The following is a 22,112-nucleotide window of genomic DNA, read 5'->3' on the forward strand; positions in this document are numbered from 1 at the left end:
GCTGAAACCGGGCTTTCCTTATTCGTCCGCTTACGCGTCTTCGGGGGGCTGGCTGGGATCTTTGCCGTTTGGATAAACAAGCCCGGCCGAGATCACCAGCTTTGCCGCATCCTCAACACTCATGTCGAGCTCGATAATGTCTTCTTTTGGGAAGTACAGAAGAAACCCCGAGGTCGGGTTTGGTGTGGTTGGGACAAAGACGCTCATCAGCTTGCCACCGGTTTCAGCCTTGTCGGCCACTTCGCCTCTGGCCTCGGTGGAGATGAAGCCAATCGCCCAGATGCCGCGGCGCGGATATTGGATCAGGCAGGCTTTCTCGAAAGAGCGTTCGGTCTGTGCAAACACAGTTTCTGAGATCTGTTTGATCCCGGAATAGATCGAACGCACCACCGGCATCCGATCAACCATGCTTTCGGCATAGCCAATCAGCGACCGGCCAATGATGCCTTTGGCGATCCAGCCGACCAGAATGGTAAACAGCAGGAAAAAGATCAGGCCCACACCACGCAGGTTGATGCCTATGTATTTTTCCGGCTTGAAGGTTTCGGGCACCAGTGGCAGCACAACGCCGTCGATCCAGCCCATGGCGGTCCACAACAGCCATATGGTCAGGCCCACGGGCGCAATGACCACGATCCCTGTCAGGAATGAGGAGCGCAACCGGGAAAAGAGACCGGGCTGGCGAGGTTGTTCTTCGTCAAAGGGCGTGTTCATTGGCGTCGTCTATATGGGGTCGGTTGCAAGCTATGTCGTCGTTGTCGTAACGACAATGGTTTAATGCCACCGACCCCGAGATTTGCCTTAGATTTTGAGCAATTCCTGAGCGATTTTCGAAGCCAGCCGCGCGTTGTTGCGTACAAGCGCAATATTAGCGACCAATGAACGGCCCTCGGTCAGTTCAAAAATCCGCTGCAGCAGGAAAGGCGTGACGCCTTTGCCGCTCACGCCCTGTGCGTCGGCCTCGGACTGGGCCTGCGCGATGATCGGCGCCAGCTCGTCTGCCGGGATCTCCGCATCTGCGGGAATCGGGTTGGCAACCAGCTGGCCGCCGGGCAGATCCAGGCTGACACGCATCTTATGGGCGCGGGCGATATCTGCTGCGCTGTCCATGCGCAAAGGTGCCGCCAGATCAGAGGTCGCAGACCAGAACGCCGGGAAGCTGTCCTGACCATAACCGATGACCGGAACGCCCTGGGTCTCCAGAACTTCGAGTGTTTTTGGCACATCCAGAATGGCCTTGGCACCCGCAGCAACTACGGTCACCGGGGTCTGGGCGAGCTCCATCAGGTCGGCGGAAATGTCAAAGCTGTCTTCTGCGCCTTTGTGAACGCCGCCAATGCCGCCAGTGGCAAAGACGGAAATGCCAGCCAGACGCGCCGCGATCATGGTTGCGGCCACGGTGGTCGCGCCGGTGCCGCCGGTTGCGATGCAGGCGGCGAAATCTGCGCGGGACAGTTTTGCGACATTGGTCATCTGCCCCAAGGATTGCAGGGTGTCGGCCTCAAGACCCACATGTAGCACCCCGTCGATCACCACCATGGTGGCGGGTGTCGCGCCTGCGTCGCGTACGTCTTGTTCCACCTGTGCGGCCACTTCGACGTTCTGCGGGAAGGGCATGCCATGGGTGATAATGGTGCTTTCCAGCGCCACAATTGCACCACCAGCCGCGCGGGCGGCTTCGACTTCTGCGGAATATTGGATCTTGATCAAACCGGGGGTTCTCCTGAAACATAGGTGGCCGCGGCGCGCAGGGCCGAGGCAAGGGCGGTGTCGCGGTCTTCGCCGCGCGCTTCGGCCACAATATGGGCCGCCATAAACGTATCACCAGCCCCGGTGACGCGGGCGACGGTCACCACGGGCGGGGCTTGGGTGCAGCTGCCGTCCTGATCCGCCACGGTCGCAGAGCTGCCGCCATCGGTGACCAGAACGCGGGCCGCGCCGCGCGCCAGCAGGGCGTCTGCGGCCTCGGCGCTGGAGGAAAATTCTTCCTGACACAGGATGCTGGCCTCTTCGAGGTTCACATAGAGTGTGCCACGGGAATGGGTCATGAAGGGGCGCAGCCGTTCCGCCTTGCCGGGCGACGCCGGGGCGACACGCAGGTCCGCCTTGTCAAACGCAGGATGCGTTGCGATTTCGGTCAGCAGCGACAGTTTGAGGTTCCCATCCAGGGCAACCGGGCCGGTGTAGGGCACGGCCTCGGACCCAAGCGTGCCATCCAGAAGCGGGCGCAGGATCTTGTCGCCAGCCGCTTCCAGCGAATGCGCGTCTGCAATGGCCGCGATCAGACCATTGGCGCCCTCGATGGCCATATAGCGGTCGGTTGGAAGGTCCTCGGAGCGGTACAGGTGATCGGTGATCAGCCCCAGCTGTGCGCAGGCTGCGACAAGTTCGTTGCCTTCGGCGTCCCGGCCAACCGCACTCAGCGCGGCGGGGCGCATGCCAAAGCGCGCCAGTGTCATGGCGATATTCATCGCCACACCGCCGGGCAGGCGGGTGATGCGGCCGGGCACGTCCGAGCCGACACGCATTTCAAGGTTGGAACGGCCGATAATGTCCCAAAGGACCGACCCAATGCAGAGAATATCCGGGGTTGCCGGTGTAGGAGCCTGTGTCATGACCGTCCTATTGCCGCCTTTGTAGGGGGCTCGCAAGTGATTTCGCGAGCGCTCACTCACGTGGTTTCGTGGATTACGCCATTGCGTCCTGAAGGGCGCTGAGGGCTGCGACCGGGTCATCCGTCTTCCAGATTTCTTCACCTATGCCGAAGAAATCCGTGATCGGTGACAGGGTGCGGATCAGGTCGGTGGTCAGACCGCCTTCGGCCACAATCGGGACCTCGATCATCTCGGACCACCATTGAAACAGCTCCGGTTCGGCCACGGCGCCATCGCCCAGACCGGACAGGCCAACGGGGCCAAAGCAGACATAATCCGCGCCCGCTTCGCCGGCGCTCATCCCGTCGTGGCGCGAGGTGCCGCAATGGCAGCCCACAATCGCGTCCGGCCCCAGCGCCTTGCGCGCGGTGCGCACCGACCGCGAGCTGTCCGACAGGTGCACCCCGTCCAGCCCCAGACGTTCGGCAAGGATCTGATGATCTGAAATCACCAGCGCAATGTCGCGCGCATCGGTCACCGTGCGCAGCGCATCCGCCGCCCGCAGCAGAACATCTTCGTCCCGCGATGCCAGATCCAGGCGCACGCAGGCGACATCTGTATGGTCCAGCACACGCGCCAGTTGCTCGGGGAAGACATCCAGCTCGAAGCTCGGCGGGGAGATCAGGTAGATCTGCGGCTGTTCAAGTTGATCCTGAGACGGGTCGGCGTTGGCCATGGCTGCTCTCCTGAGAAAGATGTCGGAGGGGAAGGTGAAGGCGCTGTTTACCTGATTTCGCGGTTTGCGCAAGGATTTGAAGGGGGAAAACGTCGAATTTCCCGCAGTGCACCGCGTGAAGCCCTTGCCCCTTTGGGCCATGCCCAGTAGGGGAAGATCACTTTTTCCGGAGACGTAAAGATGCCAAGCGAGACCCCGCAACCTTCCTTTGTTCTGGTACGCCCGCAGATGGGTGAAAACATTGGCGCTGCTGCGCGCGCGATGTGGAATTTTGGCCTTGATCGTATGCGCATTGTCGCGCCGCGCGATGGCTGGCCGAACCCGAAGGCTGTGGCGATGGCCTCTGGCGCAGGGCGTCTGCTGGACGAGGCACAAATGGCGGCCGATCTGCCCGAAGCGCTGGCGGATTGCACCTATGTCTTTGCCACCACTGCCCGCCCACGCGAATTGACCAAGCCGGTCTTCAGCCCGGAAGGCGCGATGAAGAAAGCGGCCGAGCTCATCGGGCAGGGTGAAAAGGTCGCGGTGTTGTTTGGCCCCGAACGGGCCGGGCTGGAAAACGACGACATCGCCAAAGCCAATGCGATCATTACCGTGCCGGTGAATCCCGAATTTGCCTCGTTGAACCTCGGCCAATGTGTGCTGCTGACCGCGTATGAGTGGCGCCGCCAGGCGGATACAGTGCCGGAGGAGGTCACCGATCTGGGCAAAAACGATTGGGCCACCAATGCCGAAATCGAAGCGCTGGTCACCCATTACGAGGACCGTCTGGTGGAGGCGGGCTATTTCTTCCCGCCGGAAAAAGCACCTGGCATGAAGACCGTGTTCCGCAACCTCTGGTCCCGCATGCGTTTGACCCGTGCCGATGTTCAGATGCTGCATGGGATCATGCGGCAAATGGTCCGTTGGAAAGAACACAGCGACAAATAAATCGCGGGAAGGTGGACGCAACCCCTTGCGCCCCCTAGCTTCCTTCAAAGCGACGATAAGAGGCCGACATGAGCAACCGCAGCATTTTTGAAGAGGTGTCCACCGAGAAGGCAGAGACCAAAGCGCCAGAGCCGGGTCTGATCGACCGTGGCCGAGGTGGCGCGCGCCGGGCGATCCGCGTCTGGCTGTCTGTGCTGTTTGCGCTGGTGGTGGCCATGATTGTGGTGGGCGGCCTGACCCGTCTGACCGACAGCGGCCTGTCGATCACCGAATGGCGCCCGGTCACTGGGGCGATCCCCCCCATGTCCGAGGCCGACTGGCTGGCAGAGTTCGAAAAATACAAACAGATCGATCAGTACCAGATCATGAACCAATGGATGGAACTGTCTGATTTTAAAGTGATCTACTGGTGGGAATGGGGCCATCGCCAGCTGGGCCGTGTGGTTGGGCTGGTCTGGGTCTTGGGATTCTTTGGGTTCCTGATTGCGCGTCAGATCCCTGCGGGCTGGACGGGCCGGTTGGCGCTGCCGGGTCTTCTGGGTGGAATGCAGGGTGCGATTGGCTGGTGGATGGTTGCCTCTGGCGTGACATCTGGCGGAGGGATGACCGCCGTGGCGTCCTACCGTCTGGCAACGCACCTTGGGTTGGCCTTTGTGATCCTTGGCTTCCTTGGCTGGTACATCCTGATGATGGGCCGGGAAGAGCGCGACCTGATGCAGGCGCGGCGCGGCAAAGAGGCCAAGCTGTTTTCCATGTCCACCGGCCTGATGCATTTTGCCTTCCTTCAGATCCTGCTGGGCGCATTGGTTGCGGGTATTGATGCGGGCCGGTCCTTCACCGACTGGCCGCTGATGGGCGGTCAGGTTCTGCCGCCGAACATGTGGATGGTTGAGCCGATCTGGAAAAACTTCTTTGAAAACCCGGGTTTGGTCCAGTTTGTTCACCGCGTCAGCGGCTATCTTCTGATGGCCTTCGGTGTTGTGGTCTGGCTGCGGTCGCGTGGCAGTGCCCATGTGGCGACCCGCTTTGCCTTCAACGTGGTCTTTGCGGTGCTCAGCCTGCAGATGCTGGTGGGTGTAATTACCGTCATTACCGCTGCACCGGTTGAGATTGCGATTGTCCATCAGCTGATTGCTGTGCTTCTGTGGGCGGTGATCCTGCGGGCGCGTTTCCTGGCCGGATACCCGATTGCAACTTCGATCAAAGGTCATTGAATATGAACGCTTTTGAGCAGCTTCTTGCATTTTCACGCGACACGCAGGCGCTCGGCCAGATCGCTGGCCGTTTGGGGTGGGATCAGGAAACCATGATGCCTGCGGGCGCGGGCGCGCAGCGCGGTGAGGAAATGGCCGCAATCGAAGGCGTGCTGCACGCGCGACGGTCCGATCCCAAAATCGCGGAGTGGCTTGCGAGCGCAGAAGCCCCAGATGCGGCAGGCGCCGCAATCCTGCGCGAGATTCGCTATGGCTATGACCGCACCCGCAAAGTGCCGGCCGATCTGGCGCGACGCATTGCGCAGGTGACCTCAGAATCCCAAGCCAAATGGGCCCAGGCCCGCGCGGATGAAGATGTGGCTGCCTTCCTGCCGGTTCTGGAAGAAGTTGTGGCACTGAAACGCGAAGAAGGTCAGGCGCTGGCCGAAGGCGGTGACGTCTATGATGCGATGGTCGCGGATTACGAACGTGGCGTAACCGGTTCGGACCTTGCGAAAATCTTCGATGCCATGCGCCCCGGTCTGGTCGATCTGCGCGCCCGTGTGCTGGAAAAACCTGCCCCCAAGGCGCTGGAAGGCCGCTTTGATGAGGGCAAACAACTGGCGCTGTCTGAACAATTGGCGGTGGCCTTTGGCTATAACCTCAACAATGGGCGTATCGACAAGGCCGTGCATCCGTTCTGTTCCGGCAGCGGGCAGGATGTGCGCGTGACCACCCGCACCAGCGCGACCGATCCGTTCAATTGTTTCTACTCGACCGTGCACGAGGTCGGCCATGCGGCCTACGAACAAAACGTCGATCAGGCCTATCTGCTGACCCCGCTGGGGGGTGGTGTGTCCATGGGCGTGCACGAAAGCCAAAGCCGGATTTACGAGAACCAGCTGGGGCGTTCGCGTGCCTTTACGGGCTGGCTGTTTGCGCAAATGCAGACGAGCTTTGGTGATTTTGGCATTGAAAACGCGGATGAATTCTACGCCGCGGTCAATGCCGTTCATCGTGGTTACATTCGGACCGAATCCGATGAACTGCAGTATAACCTGCACGTGATGCTGCGGTTCGGGCTGGAGCGCGCGTTGATGACCGGTGACCTGTCGGTTGGCGATCTTGAGGCTGCCTGGAACGACCGTTTTGCGGCGGACTTTGGCTATGCCGTCGACAAACCCTCCAACGGTGTGCTGCAGGATGTGCATTGGTCGGTTGGCCTGTTCGGGTATTTCCCGACGTATTCGCTGGGCAATATCTATGCCGGTTGCCTGTACGAGGCGTTGACCCAGGCGGTTCCAAACCTCGAGGCGGATCTGGCCGAGGGCAACACCCGCCGTGCAACGGAATGGTTGCGGGAAAACCTGCAACAGCACGGCGGCCTCAGATCCCCGAAAGACACGATTGTTCATGCGATCGGCGGGGAGCCAACCCATGAGCCGCTTAAGGGCTACCTCGAAAAGAAGTTTTCCGAGATTTATGATCTTTGAGAAAAGGCCGCGTGTTTCGCGGCCTTTTTTGTTTTATATCAATGCCATACGTTCGGCTCTTTCGGTGTCTGGGAACGGGCGGTACAGCCCAATGTCGTGATGCGCGATCAGTGAGGTCACATTGGCGTAAAGACGCTCCACCTCTTCATCATGTTCGCCCAGAACTTTAAAAGCCGCGTCCAGTTGGACCATATCGTCAAACTCGATCTCCAAAAGGAAATCGCGGCAGCTGTCACTGGCAAGGCTCAGTTTTCGGCGCAAAAGACGCCAGTTTCGGACCACGCCCCGGTCTTTTAGATATCCAAGCCATTGATCCAAAGCGCTCGCAAAAGCGAGCGCCTTGGCTTCGTGATGCAGGTCGATCTGACAATGGTAGAGGTTCATCGCGTCGCTCCTCCTCAAAAGCGCGTTTCCCACTGGAAAACTTTCCAGAGTCTGCCGCGCCAAGATGGGCGATCGGTAAATGAAAACGCCGCCCCCGGATGGGAGCGGCGTCAATTCTTCGCGAAATAGGCAGGGTTTATTCTTCCGCGCCGTCCTCTTCACCGCTTTCTGCGATCCAGGCCACGGACACAACCTCTTCACCTTTGCCGGTGTTGAAGACACGCACGCCACCAGCCGAACGGGAGCGGAATGAGATGCCATCCACAGGCACGCGGATCGACTGCCCCTTGGAGGTTGCCAGCATGATCTGATCGTCAAGTTCAACCGGGAAGGACGCCACCAGCGCGCCGCCGCGCATGCCTTTGTCCATCGCTGTGACGCCCATGCCGCCACGGCCGCGAACCGGATAATCATGGCTGGACGACAACTTACCGGCACCACCTGCAGTGATTGTCAGGATCAGGTTTTCGGCTGCAGACATTTCCGCATAGCGTTCCTGGCTGATGGTCGCGTTGGCGTTGGCTTCCTCATCCGCAGTGCCTTCCGCATCATCTGCAAGGCCCGCCACCGCACGGCGCATTTTCAGGTAGGCCGCACGCTCGTCCGAGGTCGCGTCAAAGTGACGGATCACCGACATGGAGACAACCTCGTCGCCGTCGCCAAGTTTAATGCCCCGCACACCCACAGAGTTACGCGAGTTGAACACGCGGACCTCGGTCGTGGGGAAGCGGATCGCGCGGCCCGTGTTTGTCACCAGCATAATGTCGTCATCTTCGGAACAGATGCGCGCATTGATCAGCTTGGTGTTTTCGTGTTCGTCCTCGAACTTCATCGCAATCTTGCCGTTGCGCATGACATTTGTGAAGTCCGACAGGCGGTTACGACGCACAGTGCCCGCAGAGGTCGCGAACATGATCTGCAGATCAGCCCATTCTTTTTCGTCCCGGTCCACTGGCATGATCGCCGCAATGGAAACTCCGGTCGGGATCGGCAGGATGTTGACGATCGCCTTGCCTTTCGCAGTCCGGCCACCTTGCGGCAGGCGCCAGGTCTTCAGTTTGTAGACCATGCCATCGGTGGTGAAGAACAGAAGTTGTGTGTGGGTGTTGGCCACGAAGAGCGTGGTGATCACGTCCTCTTCTTTGGTCTGCATGCCCGACACACCCTTGCCGCCGCGTTTTTGCGCGCGGAAATCGGCCAGCGGAGTGCGCTTGATGTAGCCACCCGAGGTCACGGTCACAACCATGTCTTCGCGCTCGATCAGGTCTTCGTCGTCCATGTCACCGGACCAGTCAACGATCTCGGTGCGACGGTCGACTGCGAAGTTCTCGCGAACTTCGCGCAGCTCATCGGCAATGATGCCCATGATGCGTTCGCGCGAACCGAGAATTTCGAGGTATTCCTTGATCTTACGCGCCAGTTCTTCCAGCTCGTCGGTGACCTCTTTGACACCAATCTGGGTCAGACGCTGCAGGCGCAGTTCCAGAATGGCGCGGGCCTGCGTTTCGGACAGGTTATAGGTCCCGTCGTCGTTCATCTTGTGGGTTGGATCATCGATCAGCTGGATATAGGCCGCAATGTCACCAGCAGGCCAGCGACGTTCCATCAGTTTCTGACGGGCTTCGGCGGCATCCGCCGAGGCGCGAATGGTCGCAACGACTTCGTCCACGTTGGAGACGGCCACGGCCAAACCACAGAGAATGTGGCTGCGTTCGCGTGCTTTACGCAGGTTAAAGGCCGTGCGGCGTGCCACAACATCTTCGCGGAAGTCGATGAAAGACGTGAGGAACCGGCGCAGGGTCAGCTGTTCCGGGCGGCCACCGTTCAGCGCCAGCATGTTGCAGCCAAAAGAGGTCTGCATCGGTGTAAAACGATAGAGCTGGTTCAGGACCACTTCGGCGGTTGCATCGCGCTTCAGCTCGACCACAACGCGGACACCGTTACGGTCGGATTCATCCTGCACGTGAGCCACGCCTTCAATGCGCTTTTCGCGCACCTGTTCTGCGATCTTTTCGATCATTGCGGCCTTGTTCACCTGATAGGGAATCTCATCCACAACAATGGCATAGCGGTCTTTTCTGATCTCTTCCACGCGGGTTTTTGCGCGGATGATCACAGAGCCACGGCCCTCAAGATAGGCTTTGCGCGCACCAGAACGGCCCAGCATCACACCGCCGGTTGGGAAGTCCGGACCGGGCACATAGTCGATCAGCTGCTCTGAGGTCAGGTCCGGGTCATCGATCAGCGCGAGCGTGGCGTCAACCACTTCGCCAAGGTTATGCGGCGGAATATTGGTGGCCATACCAACCGCAATGCCGCCAGCACCATTGACCAGCATGTTCGGGAAACGCGCGGGAAGAACTGTGGGTTCACGGTCCTTGCCATCATAGTTGTCCTGAAAGTCGACCGTTTCCTTGTCGATATCCGCCAACATAAAGGCCGAAGGCTTGTCCATGCGCACTTCGGTGTAACGCATTGCCGCCGGGTTGTCGCCATCCATAGAGCCAAAGTTGCCCTGACCGTCCAGCAGCGGCAGCGACATAGAGAAGTCCTGCGCCATGCGGACAAGCGCATCATAGATCGCGCTGTCGCCATGCGGGTGGTATTTACCCATCACATCGCCAACAGGACGCGCCGACTTGCGGTAGGACTTGTCGTGGCTGTTGCCCGTTTCGTGCATCGCATAAAGAATGCGGCGGTGAACCGGTTTCAAACCGTCCCGCAGGTCCGGGATCGCGCGGCTGACGATAACCGACATCGCATAATCCAGATAGGAGTTGCGCATTTCGGTTTCGATAGAGACGGTGGGGCCGTCATAGACCGGGCGTTCGGGAAGATTTTCGTCTGCGTTTTCAGGAGTTTCCGGCGTATCGCTCACGTTGGCAGCCTGTTCTTTTTTGAAATCTATATTTTGTGTTACGACCTTATCAGGAACCGCATATCCAGCGCAAGCTATCAGCCGCTTGTGGGGCGCTTTGTTCGTCGCAAATCGTCGCTTTGGCGGCTGTTTTCGCCCCTTTGCAGTCGACGCTCGGTGAATTATGAAGAGAGGGCTTGAGGGCGCTGCCGCTCGGGCCAGAATTTCCGCGAAAATCGAGGTGAGGACGATGGAATTTAAAGAATACGCAGATCGCGAACTCTTGGTGTTAGCGGTAGCGGATCGGATCGCCAGTGATTTGAGACAACATCTGGATCACAACGATCAGGCTGCCATCGCGCTGGCTGGCGGGACGACGCCGGGGCCGATTTTTGACGACCTCTGTGCGGTCGATCTGGCGTGGGATCGGGTCAATGTCATGGCCTCGGACGAACGCTGGGTGCCAACGGATCACGAACGCTCCAATGCAAAGTTGATCCGCGAGCGGCTGTTGGTAGAGCACGCGGCAAAGGCACAGTTCCTGCCGTTTTTTCGGGAAGGCCTGACGCCCGAAGCGGCAGCCGAAAAAGTATCCGCCGAAGTGGACGCTACGGGCCCGCTGGCTGTGGCACTTCTGGGCATGGGTGAAGACATGCATACGGCGTCGTTGTTTCCCGGTACAGCCGGTTTGGAGGCCGCGCTTAGCGCAGATGCGCCTGCTTTGGTTGTCCTGCGTCCCGACAGTCAGCCCGAAGTGCGCATGAGCCTGAGTGCACAGGTTCTGAACGGGGCCATAAATAAGCATCTTGTCATCTTTGGGGAAGGCAAGCGGGCCGCTTTGGATCGCGCGGTGAGCCTGCCGCCGGAAGAGGCCCCGATTAACGCGGTGCTGTCCGAGGCCACGGTGCATTGGGCGCCGTAAAGGGCGTGCAACAACCGCTCCAAGGTGCGAAGTACGTGCCTTGGAGCTCCTTTGAAATCAAAGTCGTACCCGAAGTAATTACATCCGATGAGCAAAGAAATCTCCGTAACCCGCCGCGACGATGGGCAAATCCAGGTCATCAAAGGGACGTGGTCCGACACCTTCCCGGAAGACCAACGTCAGCCCTGGATCGAATGGTATGAGCAGATGCAGAAAGACCATGGCTACGAGGGCTATGGCGAGATGGCACAGCGGCTGCGCGACCTGGGCTGATCCCCTTAGGGTCGGCCAGACAAATTCATCGATTTCAGGAGGTTGGAGCGGGTAACGGGAATCGAACCCGTAACTAAAGCTTGGGAAGCTGCCGTGATACCTTTTCACCATACCCGCGCTCGCGAGGCCCAGAACTAAGCGGCAGCCCCAGGAAGGTCAAGGGGCTGCCGTTGTTTTTTATGTGGTCTATCAGGGTGAGCTGTGGATTAGCCGCGACGGCGGCGGCGGCGGCCACCGGCACCTGCGCCTCCGGCGTCTCCACCGGTGTTAAAGTTCACGCTCGGCAGGGTCACGACGCTTTCCAAAATCGGGAAAGGCTCTGCCGAGTTCGGAATGGCCGAAGCGTTGACAAAATGTTCTTGGAAACGCGGTTCGACTGCGGTTTCGATCTTTTCGATCTGACGCACCGTGTCTTCGATCTCGCCGCGGGCTTTGGTGTTCAACAGGGCAATCCGCGCACCTGTCCCTGCGGCATTGCCCGCGCTGGTGACCTTGTCCAGCACACAGTCAGGGATCATGCCCAACACCATCGCGTGTTTGGCCGAGATATGTGCGCCAAAGGCCCCAGCGAGCACCACGCGGTCCACGGTGTCGACGCCGAACTTATCCATCAGCAGGCGCGCGCCAGAATACAGCGCGGCCTTGGCCATCTGAATGGCGCGGATGTCTGGGTTGGTGACCGTAATGGTCGGACCACCCTCGGCCGAGCCATCCCACAACAGATACGCATTGGTGCGCCCGTCCTGAATACAGCGTACGCTGCCAGTCTGTTCTGCCGACCCAATCAGGCCAGAGGCATCCAGAACGCCCGCAAGGCGCATTTCGGCAATCGCCTCGATAATGCCGGACCCGCAGATCCCGGTGATCCCGGTGGTCGCTATGGCCTCTGCAAAGCCGTTTTCATCAGACCAGATGTCCGATCCGATAATGCGGAACCGGGGTTCTTTGGTGACGGGGTCAATCTCGACCCGTTCAATCGCACCCGGCGCCGCCCGCTGGCCCGAAGAAATCTGCGCACCTTCAAATGCAGGTCCGGTCGGGGACGAGCACGCAAGGACTTTTTCCTTGTTTCCCAATAGGATCTCGGCGTTTGTTCCGACGTCCACAATCAGGGCAAGGTCTTCGGATTTATCCGGCGCCTCAGAGAGAGCAACCGCTGCCGCATCTGCGCCCACGTGGCCTGCGATACAGGGCAAAAGGTAGACCCGCGCCGACGGATGCAGGGTCAGATCCAGTTCGGTTGCTTTCAGGCGCATCGCGTCCGAGGTCGCAAGCGCAAAGGGGGCCTGACCCAGCTCAAAGGGATCAATGCCAAGGAACAGGTGGTGCATAACCGGGTTGCAGACAAAAACCGCATCGACGATCAGCTCTTTGTCGATCTCGGCTTCGCCCGCGATCTGATCAAACAGTGCGTTCATGCCGTCACGCACGGCAGAGGTCATTTCCTTGTCGCCGCCTGCGTTCATCATTGCATAAGACACGCGGCTCATCAGGTCTTCGCCAAAGCGGATTTGCGGGTTCATAATCCCCGAAGAGGCCACGACCTCGCCGGTTTTCAGATCACAGAGGTGCGCGGCAATGGTGGTGGAGCCAAGGTCAACGGCCAGACCATAGATCGTGCCTTCATAGAAGCCGGGCCAGATCTGCATGATCTTTGGCGGGGTGGTCTCATCGCCCAGGTGAACCGCAACGGTGACCTTCCAGCCGCCTTTGCGCAGCACCGGCTGCATCAGCTGAAGAATGCGAAGATCGGCTTCTACGCCTTTGATCTCCCACTGTTTCTCCAGCGCTTCGATCAGGCGCTCCAGATCGCCGGAGGGCTTGTGCATGTCGGGTTCTTCGACCTCGACATAATACAGGCGCACGGCGGGGTTCATGGTGATGTCGCGCACTTCGGCGCGCTTGCGCACCACCTGACGGTGCACCTGGCTTTCTGGCGGCACGTCGATGACAATGTCGCCTTCGACCTTGGCCTGACAGCCCAGACGGCGGCCGTCGATCAGCCCGCGTTTGTCCTTGTAACGCTGCTCAACCTTGTTCCATTCACTGAGCGCGTCATCTGCAACCGTTACGCCGTGTTTCGGAAATTCTCCGTAAGACGGGGTAATCTGGCATTTGGAACAAATCCCGCGGCCGCCACACACGGAATCCAGATCCACGCCCAATTGGCGTGCAGCGGTCAGCACAGGTGTGCCAACCGGGAAACGTCCGCGTTTGCCGGAGGGGGTAAAGACGACGAGGGGATCTTCTGCCATCAGGTCATGCCTTTTCGTGATCTTCTTTAGATATCGACCATATGTCACTTTTTCTAATCTGAAAGGCAAGCAGCGGCGTTATGGGAAATGTTCACGTCGTTTATGAGCTTTTTTCCAGCCAACGGAGGATGTGGTCGCGGTGCTCGTCCAGCTTTGGCGCGGGCGCGCGGGTGCTGGGATCGGGCAGGGCGCTCATCTTAATCGGATTGCCGGCCGCGACATAGGCCGGGCTGCCGCTTTGGTCCAGCACATCCACAACCATATTGCGCGCTAAAATCTGCGGGTCCTGCATCACCTGATCGACGGTTTGGATGGGTCCCGTCGGAATGCCTGCCTGTGTGAGGAGTTCGATCCAATGCTCGGCCGGTTTGTCGATGGTAACTGCTTCGATCAACCGTTTGAGAAGGCGCGCGTTTTTGCATCTTTCGGGGTTGGTGGAAAACCGCGGGTCCTGCGCCAGTGGCAAGTTCAGCGTGACGCAGAGCTGGGCAAACAGGGCATCGTTTCCGGCCGCGATCACAAAGAGCCCATCTTTCGCATGAAAGGTTTCAAAGGGCGCAATAGACGGGTGGCGCGCGCCAGAAGGGCGCGGCGCGTCGCCCGTGACCGATGTGATCGCAATCGCATGTTCCAGCAGGGCCAATTGGCTGTCTAGCATGGCAATATCGATCTTCTGACCAAGGCCGGTTTTTTCCCGCGCAATCAGGGCGGCCAGCACCCCTTGGGTCAGGAACATGCCGGCCGCAATATCTCCAATCGACGCGCCGACGCGCACAGGCTCGCGGTCCCGCTCTCCGGTGATCGACATGACCCCGCCACGGGCCTGAACCACCATATCATAGGCGGGCCGCAGCGCTTCGGGCCCGGTGTGCCCAAAGCCGGAAACAGCGCCGTAAATCAGGTGTGGATGCTGCGCATGAAGCTGGTCCCAGCCATAGCCCAATCTGTCCATCACGCCGGGGCGATAGTTCTCAAGTAGAATGTCAGACTTTGATAAAAGCTGTTCAAAAACAGAACGATCAGAGGTGTCCTTTAGGTTAAGTGCGATGCTTTCCTTGCCGTGGTTGATGGTCGCGAAATAGGCGCTTTCTCCGTCTTTGAACGGTGGGAACGCGCGGGTGTCATCGCCAAGACCGGGCCGTTCCACTTTGATCACCCGGGCGCCAAGATCGGACAGGGTCATCGATGCATAGGGTCCGGCCAGCACATGGGTCAGGTCCAGAACTGTCAGGCCCGCCAGCGGCGCGGCCCCTGCAGTGTTCTCGTTGCTTTGGGACATGGGAGGGCTCCATTTTATGGTCTGCACTACGGGTGATCTAGAAAGAACGGGTCTGGTTTCCTTTGATCCAGATCAGTCCATAAGGCCCTGATTCAAAGGTTTCGCAAAAATGCGAAATTATTTGCGGTAAGGGCCTTTTCCCCAAAAAAGATCTGTGCAATAGGGTCACCGTCAAACGGGCTATGCATGGGGAAGACAGATGCAGATTCGTGAGGCACTCACCTTTGACGACGTATTGCTGGTTCCAGCCGCTTCAAGCGTGCTGCCGAACACAGCTGACACCCGCACATGGGTGACACGCGATATTGCATTGAACATTCCGCTTCTGAGTTCGGCCATGGACACCGTGACCGAAGCCCGCATGGCCATCGCAATGGCGCAGGCTGGCGGCATGGGCGTGATCCATAAAAACCTGGATGTGGCAGAGCAATCGCGTCAGGTTCGCCGCGTAAAACGCTTTGAAAGCGGCATTGTTTACAACCCGATTACCCTGACGCCCGACCAGACCTTGGCTGATGCCAAAGCGCTGCAGGAACGCTACCGCGTCACCGGTTTCCCGGTGGTCGGCGAAGACGGCCGCGTTGTGGGCATTGTGACCAACCGCGACATGCGCTTTGCCACCGATGATGCCACCCCAGTCAAGGTCATGATGACCTCGGACAATCTTGCCATGTTGCAAGAGCCCGCGGATCTGGAAGAGGCGAAAAGCCTGATGAAGGCGCGGCGCATTGAAAAACTGCTCGTGACCGATGGTGCTGGCAAGCTGACCGGTCTGCTGACCCTAAAAGACACCGAACAGGCGGTTCTGAACCCCACGGCCTGCAAGGACGATCTGGGGCGTCTGCGCGTCGCTGCGGCAAGCTCTGTGGGGGACAGCGGTTTCGCCCGCTCTGAAGCGCTGATTGATGCCGGTGTTGATATAGTTGTGGTTGATACTGCCCACGGTCACTCTGCCGGGGTTATTGAGGCGGTTCAACGCATTAAAGCGCAGTCCAACGCCGTTCAGGTCATCGCAGGCAATGTTGCCACGGGCGATGCGACCAAGGCGCTGATCGACGCTGGCGCCGATGCTGTGAAGGTTGGCATTGGTCCGGGCTCTATCTGTACCACCCGTATGGTGGCCGGTGTTGGTGTGCCGCAGCTGACCGCGATTATGGATTGTGCCAGTGCGGCTGGCGATGTTCCGGTGATCGCTGACGGCGGCATTAAATTCTCGGGCGATTTTGCCAAGGCAATCGCCGCTGGCGCCTCCTGCGCGATGGTTGGCTCCATGATTGCGGGCACGGATGAATCTCCGGGCGAAGTCATCCTGTATCAGGGTCGTTCCTTCAAATCCTACCGCGGCATGGGCTCCATGGGCGCAATGGCGCGTGGTTCTGCCGACCGGTATTTCCAGAAAGACGCAGCCTCTGACAAGCTGGTGCCCGAGGGCATCGAAGGTCAGGTGCCGTACAAAGGTCCGGCAGGCACCGTTCTGCACCAGCTGGTGGGCGGTCTGCGCGCTGCGATGGGCTATACCGGCAACGGCACCGTCGAGGAAATGCGCAAAAACAGCAATTTTGTCCGCATCACCGGCGCAGGCCTGAAAGAAAGCCACGTCCACGACGTGCAAATCACCCGCGAAGCGCCGAACTACCGGATCGGCTAAGGAGCGTCTCATGGCCGTTTGGCACCAGAGGGCAGGGGCATGACCCCTGCCGCCCGCTATCAAGCGGCCATAGAAATCCTTGATCACGTATTGGACGGCAGTGCGGCCGAACAGGCGCTGACCTCCTGGGGGCGCCGCAGCCGCTTTGCAGGCTCCAAGGATCGCGCGGCTGTGCGGGATCATGTGTTCCAAGCACTGCGTTGCCTTCGGTCTTATGCGGTGCTTGGGGGCGCACGCAGCGGACGCGGGCTTGTGCTGGGGGCACTGCGCGCGGCGGGACTTGATCCTGAAGCGGTTTTCACCGGTGAAGGACATGCGCCCAAGCCCCTGACTGAAGGCGAAAAAAATCCCCCTTCCGGATTTTCCTCGGCGTCCGAAGAGCACGACATCCCAGACTGGCTCTGGCCGGATTTTGAGGCGAGCCTTGGGGCCGAGGCCACGGATGCTGCGCAAGCGTTGCGGACCCGTGCGCCTGTGCATCTGCGGGTGAACATGGCCAAAGGCACGCGGGCATCGGCGATTGCGAAACTGTCCGACGAGGACATCATCACCGAAGCGCACCCCGCGTCCGAGACCGCGCTGACGGTTCTGGAAGGCGCGCGAAAGGTCAAAAATTCCAATGCGTTCCAGTCCGGTCTTGTGGAATTGCAAGACGCCGCAAGCCAGGCTGTTGTGGATTTTGTTCCGCTCGCAGACGGCCAGAAGGTGCTGGACTTTTGCGCAGGCGGTGGCGGCAAATCGCTCGCTTTGGCGGCGCGGGCGAAGCTGCGATTGTTCGCGCATGACGCAGATCCCAAGCGGATGAAGGACATCGCGCCGCGTGCAGAGCGTGCCGGTGCCCAAATCAAACTCCTCAATCCCGGCGCGCCCAAGCAGGAAGCGCCTTTTGATGTGGTGCTGTGCGATGCGCCTTGTTCCGGCACCGGATCCTGGCGTCGCGCCCCCGAAGGCAAGTGGCGTCTGGACCGTGACGGTTTAGACCGCACGCTGCAGATCCAGTCTCGGATCCTGGATGAGGCCTGCGAGCTTGTCGCGCCGGGCGGTGTCTTGGCCTATGCCACCTGTTCCATGCTGGCGCAGGAAAACCGCGATCAGGTTGACGCTTTTCTGGCTCGCACCAATGGCTGGACTCTTGAGGCGGATCAGGCGTGGTTTGTCCATCAGGGCACGGATGGCTTCTATATTGCTGTCCTGCGGCATGTGGCCTGACAGCACGTTTTAGGAAATTGTTAAAGATCATGGCTTGGTTAACTTGGCCTTAACCAATCTTGTCGTGATAGTGCGGCTAAACCTTTCATTAACGGAGCGCGAATGCTCGGTCGTCCCACGTCTTCTGTACCGTCGCTCAAGGTGCAAACGCCAGAACAGGCGCGTCTCATTTCCATTTTGGTGCTGGCACTTGTGCTTGTCCTTGCCTCGTGGCTTGTTGAGGGGCCCGCGTGGGTGATGCGAGCCATGGCGGCTGTTGGGCTGACCCTTGCCGCAGTCACCGCGATTGTGGCGTTGCAAGCCCGAAAACAGCTGACCGAACGCGCCATGGTGCGCGATATGCTGAGCGGCTTCATTGACAATGATGCCACCCCCAGTTTTGTCACCGATGCGGATGGTGTCATTCACGCCTGCAACCGTGCCGCGCTGGACCGGTTTGAGGGCGCGGCCTCGGAAACGCTGACGGCCACGCTGCGTTCCTTGCTGGCGAACCCTTCCGCTGTTTTGTTCCGCATGCGTAGCAAGGCCACCAAAGAGGGCCACGCCAAAGAGGAACTGTCTGCGCGAAGCGGTCAACTGCGGTTGAGCGTGCATGAAATGACAGCGGGCAACTTCCTGTGGCGGATTGAGGACGTGACCCCCGAACGGTCCACGGGGCGCGCGACCGAGACGGTTTCGATCCCGATGGTCACCATTGGTCGCACGGGCACCATCTTGTTCATGAATGAGGCGGCCCGAAAACTGGTGGGTGAGCGGGTTAAATCCACTGAACGCCTGTTTCCGGGCGGCCCGGTGCTGAGCGGTCAGGTGCAGGCGCTGATGACGGCGCAGGGCCCGGTGGATGTACTGGTTCAGGAACATCAGCGTCCGCAGGGGCGTTCGGAGCTGTATTTCCTTGAGGCAAAACCGATCTCCAGCGGCCCGCAGGCGGGGTTTGAGACCCTTCCGGTGCCGTTGTTGAAAGTGCTGCCCGATGGTCAGGTTGTGTCGGTCAATCGGATGGCGATGAACCTGCTGGGGGTCGAAGATTTCAAAGGCCAGTATCTGGGTGAGCTGATGGAGGGCCTTGGCCGCCCAATGACCGAATGGCTGAAAGAAACAGCGCTGGGTCTGGCGCAGCACAAATCCGAATTCCTGCGCGTCAGCCGCAAAGATAAAGAGGTCTTTGTTCAGGTCACGCTGGCCCGCGTGGTCGAAGATGATGGCACCTCGATCATTGCGGTTTTGAATGACGCGACCGAGCTGAAGACGCTCGAAGCGCAATTTGTGCAAAGCCAGAAGATGCAGGCAATTGGCCAACTTGCGGGCGGTGTGGCGCATGATTTCAACAACCTTTTGACTGCGATTTCCGGGCACTGCGATCTTTTGTTGCTGCGCCACGATCAAGGTGATCACGACTATGGGGATCTGATCCAGATCCATGAGAACGCCAACCGGGCCGCAGCCCTGGTGAGCCAGCTGCTGGCCTTCTCGCGCAAACAAACACTGCAACCCGAAGTGCTGGATGTGCGCGAAACCCTGTCGGATCTCACCCATCTGCTGAACCGTCTTGTCGGCGAACGGGTCACCCTGACCCTAAGCCACGATCCGGTGATGCGCGCCATTCGCGCCGACAAACGCCAGCTGGAGCAGGTCTTGATGAACCTTGTGGTCAACGCAAGGGATGCGATGCCGCAGGGCGGGGAAATTCGTATTGAGACCGAAACCGTGTCCCTGACAAAGCCGCTGGAGCGGGACCGTGCCGTGGTGCCCGAAGGCGATTGGGTGTCCATCCGTGTCAGCGACGAGGGCACCGGTATTGCAGCCGACAAGCTGCAGAAGGTCTTCGAACCTTTCTACACCACCAAACGCACCGGTGAAGGCACCGGGCTTGGCCTCTCGACCGCCTATGGCATCATCAAACAAACCGGTGGCTTTATCTTTGTCGACTCGACCGTCGGGCAGGGGACGACCTTCTGCATGTACTTCCCGGTTCACAAAAAGCGCGAAGAGGTCGAGGAAGCTGCAAAAGAAGTGGTTGTCGAAAAAGCGGCCCCTGCGGTTAAACACGGCGAAGGTGTGATCCTGCTGGTCGAGGATGAGGCCCCCGTGCGCGCCTTTGCCTCGCGCGCGCTGCGGATGCGGGGCTATACCGTGCTCGAGGCCGAATCCGCCGAAGACGCGCTGGATGTCCTGTCGGATGCGGATCTGAGTGTGGATGTCTTTGTCACCGACGTGATTATGCCCGGCATGGATGGGCCAACCTGGGTGCGCCAGGCGTTGGAAACGCGCCCCGGCACGAAGGTTGTGTTTGTCTCTGGCTATTCGGAAGGAGCCTTTGGCGACGCACAGCCCGAGGTGCCGAATTCGACCTTCCTGCCGAAACCTTTCTCACTCAGCCAGCTGACCGAGACGGTCCAAGAGCAGCTGGACCTCTAGGGGATGCTGTCGTAAAGGTCGAATTCCTCGGCGCATTTGCGGCGCAGAATGGCTTCGGTCTTCTCAGATAACGTGAGCTCCATCTTCGGGCTCACGTTTTTTTGTTCCGTCTCAATCGTCAGGCCAAGCCGGTCTTCCAAGAAGCTGTGAAACTGGCTCAGCGCTTCATAGCGGAACAGGTGATCGACCTTGCAGCCGTTGGGCTGTGCTTCCAGAAATTTCGCTTGCGAGCCGACATTGGCATAAGGCGGTCGGTTGCCGCGGCAATAGTCGCGGACAAAATCGTCAAAGGTGATGTCTTTAGTCGAGGCAGGCTTGCCGTCCAGATGGGGGCGTTGGCGGAACCGGTACCAGCTGCCCAACCAGTCGACCGGCTCGCGCATCACCGCTGCAACTTCCAACTCCGTACCGCAGACCTTGTCAAACATCGGCCGGATCCAGCGGTTGTAGCGGTAGACAGGGGCGTGCTTCAGTTCGGGTGGGTCGGTAATGACCATATCCGCATGGGGGCGCAGCGCCGCCTGCAGCGCGGTTGTGCCCGTTTTGGGCACGGACAACAGCGCCAGCCGCGCCTTATAAAATACCATCATTGCGTAAAGGATCCGGTAATACTTCTGCTCTTGGCTCATGGTAAACCATTCTTTAACCGCCGGGACAGTCCTTTTGTGTTGTTCGTTTTTTCTTGCAATGTTCTCTTTTTGATCCCATATGGAACAAGAGGTGAACAAAGCAGTCACAAAGCAATCATTGTCGTCAGCCTCCGGGTATGACACATAGAGAGGAACACGGGACTATGGCGGATCTATTGACCATGAAGGACGACAAGAAAGCAGGCGACAAGCAGAAGGCGCTGGACAGCGCGCTGGCGCAGATCGAACGGCAGTTCGGCAAGGGCTCTATTATGAAGCTCGGCGACGGCAATGCGATCCACGAGATCGAGGCGAGCTCTACCGGCTCTCTGGGTCTTGATATTGCGCTGGGGATTGGCGGTCTGCCGATGGGCCGGATCATTGAAATCTATGGTCCGGAAAGCTCGGGTAAAACCACGCTGACCCTGCACTGCATTGCCGAACAGCAGAAAAAGGGCGGCGTTTGTGCCTTTGTGGACGCGGAACACGCGCTGGACCCGCAGTATGCGAAAAAGCTGGGCGTTGATCTGGACGAGCTGCTGATTTCGCAGCCTGACACCGGCGAACAGGCGCTTGAGATCACCGATACGCTGGTGCGGTCCGGCGCGGTGAACATGGTCATTGTTGACTCGGTTGCGGCGCTGACGCCGAAATCGGAACTCGAAGGTGACATGGGTGACAGCAGCGTAGGCGTTCAGGCCCGCCTGATGAGCCAGGCAATGCGCAAGCTGACCGGTTCTATCTCGCGGTCCAAATGCATGGTCATCTTCATCAACCAGATCCGCATGAAGATCGGCGTGATGTTCGGCTCTCCGGAAACCACCACTGGCGGTAACGCGCTGAAGTTCTACTCCTCGGTCCGTCTGGATATCCGCCGGATTGGCGCGATCAAAGACCGGGACGAGGTCGTGGGCAACTCCACCCGCGTCAAGGTTGTGAAAAACAAAGTGGCGCCGCCGTTCAAACAGGTCGAGTTTGACATTATGTACGGCGAAGGCATCTCCAAAATGGGGGAACTGCTGGATCTGGGTGTGGCCGCAGGTGTGGTCAACAAGTCCGGCGCCTGGTTCTCTTACGGGGACGAACGCATCGGGCAGGGGCGCGAGAACGCCAAAACCTTCCTGCGTGACAATTCCCGCATCGCGCTGGAGATCGAAGACAAAATCCGCGCCTCCCACGGCCTTGATTTCGAGATGCCGCCGGAAGAACGCGACGACGATGTTCTGTTCGAAGGCTAAACGCCCCCAAGATTGAATTCCGACCGGCCGCTCTGTTCCTGCAGGGCGGCCGGT

General features: G+C 59.4%; 18 protein-coding genes and 1 tRNA gene. 9 read left to right on the top strand and 10 right to left on the bottom strand.

All coding sequences use genetic code 11. The features are described 5' to 3' along the window. Nucleotides 1–30: 30 nt before the first annotated feature. From TRM7557_RS19000 to TRM7557_RS19015, 4 genes are all read right to left on the bottom strand, one after another. Complete coding sequence (locus TRM7557_RS19000; RefSeq protein WP_058291805.1) at nucleotides 31–714, bottom strand: DUF502 domain-containing protein; 684 nt, start codon at nucleotides 712–714, stop codon at nucleotides 31–33. 87 nt (nucleotides 715–801) lie between these two features. Beyond that, entirely contained in the window at nucleotides 802–1,710 is a 909-nt protein-coding gene (locus tag TRM7557_RS19005; protein WP_058291806.1) for a pseudouridine-5'-phosphate glycosidase, read from the bottom strand. Then, nucleotides 1,707–2,615, bottom strand: coding sequence for a PfkB family carbohydrate kinase (locus TRM7557_RS19010; RefSeq protein ID WP_058291807.1), 909 nt, complete (start codon nucleotides 2,613–2,615; stop codon nucleotides 1,707–1,709). Before TRM7557_RS19010 ends, TRM7557_RS19005 begins: the two co-directional genes overlap by 4 nt. 73 nt (nucleotides 2,616–2,688) lie before the next feature. Further along, nucleotides 2,689–3,330: a thiamine phosphate synthase gene (locus TRM7557_RS19015; RefSeq protein WP_058291808.1), complete on the bottom strand. Its 642-nt coding sequence runs from the start codon at nucleotides 3,328–3,330 to the stop codon at nucleotides 2,689–2,691. Nucleotides 3,331–3,510: 180 nt separating this feature from the next. On the opposite strand from TRM7557_RS19015, the gene TRM7557_RS19020 reads away from it, so the two are divergent. The 3 genes from TRM7557_RS19020 (at nucleotide 3,511) to TRM7557_RS19030 (ending at nucleotide 6,946) form a co-directional block, all read left to right on the top strand. Then, on the top strand, nucleotides 3,511–4,260 hold the full coding sequence (locus TRM7557_RS19020; RefSeq protein ID WP_058291809.1) for an RNA methyltransferase: 750 nt from the start codon (nucleotides 3,511–3,513) through the stop codon (nucleotides 4,258–4,260). A gap of 68 nt (nucleotides 4,261–4,328) precedes the next feature. Then, nucleotides 4,329–5,474 carry a heme A synthase gene (ctaA, locus tag TRM7557_RS19025; RefSeq protein ID WP_058291810.1) on the top strand — a complete coding sequence of 382 codons (1,146 nt, stop codon included), beginning with the start codon at nucleotides 4,329–4,331 and terminating at the stop codon, nucleotides 5,472–5,474. A gap of 2 nt (nucleotides 5,475–5,476) precedes the next feature. Then, the gene (locus tag TRM7557_RS19030; protein WP_058291811.1) at nucleotides 5,477–6,946 is read left to right on the top strand and encodes a carboxypeptidase M32; all 1,470 of its coding nucleotides are present in this window, start codon (nucleotides 5,477–5,479) and stop codon (nucleotides 6,944–6,946) included. A gap of 33 nt (nucleotides 6,947–6,979) precedes the next feature. Here TRM7557_RS19030 and TRM7557_RS19035 read toward each other — a convergent pair whose 3' ends face one another. Further along, the gene (locus TRM7557_RS19035; protein WP_058291812.1) at nucleotides 6,980–7,330 is read right to left on the bottom strand and encodes a DUF6614 family protein; all 351 of its coding nucleotides are present in this window, start codon (nucleotides 7,328–7,330) and stop codon (nucleotides 6,980–6,982) included. A 136-nt stretch (nucleotides 7,331–7,466) separates the two neighbouring features. Beyond that, nucleotides 7,467–10,208, bottom strand: coding sequence for a DNA gyrase subunit A (gyrA, locus tag TRM7557_RS19040; RefSeq protein ID WP_058291813.1), 2,742 nt, complete (start codon nucleotides 10,206–10,208; stop codon nucleotides 7,467–7,469). Between the two features lie 229 nt (nucleotides 10,209–10,437). Here gyrA and pgl point away from each other — a divergent pair, with 229 nt between their 5' ends. Further along, nucleotides 10,438–11,109, top strand: a complete 672-nt coding sequence (gene pgl / locus TRM7557_RS19045; protein WP_058291814.1) for a 6-phosphogluconolactonase — start codon at nucleotides 10,438–10,440, stop codon at nucleotides 11,107–11,109. A gap of 87 nt (nucleotides 11,110–11,196) precedes the next feature. Further along, nucleotides 11,197–11,382 carry a hypothetical protein gene (locus TRM7557_RS19050; protein WP_058291815.1) on the top strand — a complete coding sequence of 62 codons (186 nt, stop codon included), beginning with the start codon at nucleotides 11,197–11,199 and terminating at the stop codon, nucleotides 11,380–11,382. 43 nt (nucleotides 11,383–11,425) lie between these two features. Here the strand turns inward: TRM7557_RS19050 and TRM7557_RS19055 are convergent. From TRM7557_RS19055 to TRM7557_RS19065, 3 genes are all read right to left on the bottom strand, one after another. Continuing rightward, nucleotides 11,426–11,499: transfer RNA gene (locus TRM7557_RS19055), tRNA-Gly, on the bottom strand. Nucleotides 11,500–11,588: 89 nt separating this feature from the next. Continuing rightward, nucleotides 11,589–13,637, bottom strand: coding sequence for an ASKHA domain-containing protein (locus tag TRM7557_RS19060; protein ID WP_058291816.1), 2,049 nt, complete (start codon nucleotides 13,635–13,637; stop codon nucleotides 11,589–11,591). 100 nt (nucleotides 13,638–13,737) lie between these two features. Next, a complete protein-coding gene (locus TRM7557_RS19065; RefSeq protein WP_058291817.1) occupies nucleotides 13,738–14,916 on the bottom strand; it encodes a CaiB/BaiF CoA transferase family protein in 1,179 nt (392 codons plus the stop codon). Nucleotides 14,917–15,115: 199 nt separating this feature from the next. Here TRM7557_RS19065 and guaB point away from each other — a divergent pair, with 199 nt between their 5' ends. From guaB to TRM7557_RS19080, 3 genes are all read left to right on the top strand, one after another. Then, complete coding sequence (gene guaB, locus TRM7557_RS19070) at nucleotides 15,116–16,564, top strand: IMP dehydrogenase (protein WP_058291818.1); 1,449 nt, start codon at nucleotides 15,116–15,118, stop codon at nucleotides 16,562–16,564. 39 nt (nucleotides 16,565–16,603) lie between these two features. Beyond that, the gene (locus tag TRM7557_RS19075; RefSeq protein ID WP_058291819.1) at nucleotides 16,604–17,773 is read left to right on the top strand and encodes an RsmB/NOP family class I SAM-dependent RNA methyltransferase; all 1,170 of its coding nucleotides are present in this window, start codon (nucleotides 16,604–16,606) and stop codon (nucleotides 17,771–17,773) included. A 102-nt stretch (nucleotides 17,774–17,875) separates the two neighbouring features. Further along, entirely contained in the window at nucleotides 17,876–20,191 is a 2,316-nt protein-coding gene (locus TRM7557_RS19080) for a PAS domain-containing hybrid sensor histidine kinase/response regulator (RefSeq protein ID WP_058291820.1), read from the top strand. Here TRM7557_RS19080 and TRM7557_RS19085 read toward each other — a convergent pair. Then, nucleotides 20,188–20,781 (bottom strand): hypothetical protein, encoded by a 594-nt coding sequence (locus tag TRM7557_RS19085; RefSeq protein WP_058291902.1) that lies wholly within the window; start codon nucleotides 20,779–20,781, stop codon nucleotides 20,188–20,190. The genes TRM7557_RS19080 and TRM7557_RS19085 overlap by 4 nt on opposite strands. 203 nt (nucleotides 20,782–20,984) lie before the next feature. Here TRM7557_RS19085 and recA point away from each other — a divergent pair, with 203 nt between their 5' ends. Next, nucleotides 20,985–22,058 carry a recombinase RecA gene (gene recA, locus TRM7557_RS19090; protein WP_058291821.1) on the top strand — a complete coding sequence of 358 codons (1,074 nt, stop codon included), beginning with the start codon at nucleotides 20,985–20,987 and terminating at the stop codon, nucleotides 22,056–22,058. Nucleotides 22,059–22,112: the final 54 nt, after the last annotated feature.

This window comes from Tritonibacter multivorans (assembly GCF_001458415.1).
Lineage (GTDB): Bacteria > Pseudomonadota > Alphaproteobacteria > Rhodobacterales > Rhodobacteraceae > Epibacterium > Epibacterium multivorans.

Coding starts and splice junctions, on each gene's coding strand:
- TRM7557_RS19000 (WP_058291805.1), bottom strand. CDS start 714: ATGAACACGCCCTTTGACGAAGAACAACCTCGCCAGCCCGGTCTCTTT.
- TRM7557_RS19010 (WP_058291807.1), bottom strand. CDS start 2,615: ATGACACAGGCTCCTACACCGGCAACCCCGGATATTCTCTGCATTGGG.
- TRM7557_RS19015 (WP_058291808.1), bottom strand. CDS start 3,330: ATGGCCAACGCCGACCCGTCTCAGGATCAACTTGAACAGCCGCAGATC.
- TRM7557_RS19020 (WP_058291809.1), top strand. CDS start 3,511: ATGCCAAGCGAGACCCCGCAACCTTCCTTTGTTCTGGTACGCCCGCAG.
- ctaA (WP_058291810.1), top strand. CDS start 4,329: ATGAGCAACCGCAGCATTTTTGAAGAGGTGTCCACCGAGAAGGCAGAG.
- TRM7557_RS19030 (WP_058291811.1), top strand. CDS start 5,477: ATGAACGCTTTTGAGCAGCTTCTTGCATTTTCACGCGACACGCAGGCG.
- TRM7557_RS19035 (WP_058291812.1), bottom strand. CDS start 7,330: ATGAACCTCTACCATTGTCAGATCGACCTGCATCACGAAGCCAAGGCG.
- pgl (WP_058291814.1), top strand. CDS start 10,438: ATGGAATTTAAAGAATACGCAGATCGCGAACTCTTGGTGTTAGCGGTA.
- TRM7557_RS19050 (WP_058291815.1), top strand. CDS start 11,197: ATGAGCAAAGAAATCTCCGTAACCCGCCGCGACGATGGGCAAATCCAG.
- TRM7557_RS19060 (WP_058291816.1), bottom strand. CDS start 13,637: ATGGCAGAAGATCCCCTCGTCGTCTTTACCCCCTCCGGCAAACGCGGA.
- TRM7557_RS19065 (WP_058291817.1), bottom strand. CDS start 14,916: ATGTCCCAAAGCAACGAGAACACTGCAGGGGCCGCGCCGCTGGCGGGC.
- guaB (WP_058291818.1), top strand. CDS start 15,116: ATGCAGATTCGTGAGGCACTCACCTTTGACGACGTATTGCTGGTTCCA.
- TRM7557_RS19075 (WP_058291819.1), top strand. CDS start 16,604: ATGACCCCTGCCGCCCGCTATCAAGCGGCCATAGAAATCCTTGATCAC.
- TRM7557_RS19080 (WP_058291820.1), top strand. CDS start 17,876: ATGCTCGGTCGTCCCACGTCTTCTGTACCGTCGCTCAAGGTGCAAACG.
- TRM7557_RS19085 (WP_058291902.1), bottom strand. CDS start 20,781: ATGATGGTATTTTATAAGGCGCGGCTGGCGCTGTTGTCCGTGCCCAAA.
- recA (WP_058291821.1), top strand. CDS start 20,985: ATGGCGGATCTATTGACCATGAAGGACGACAAGAAAGCAGGCGACAAG.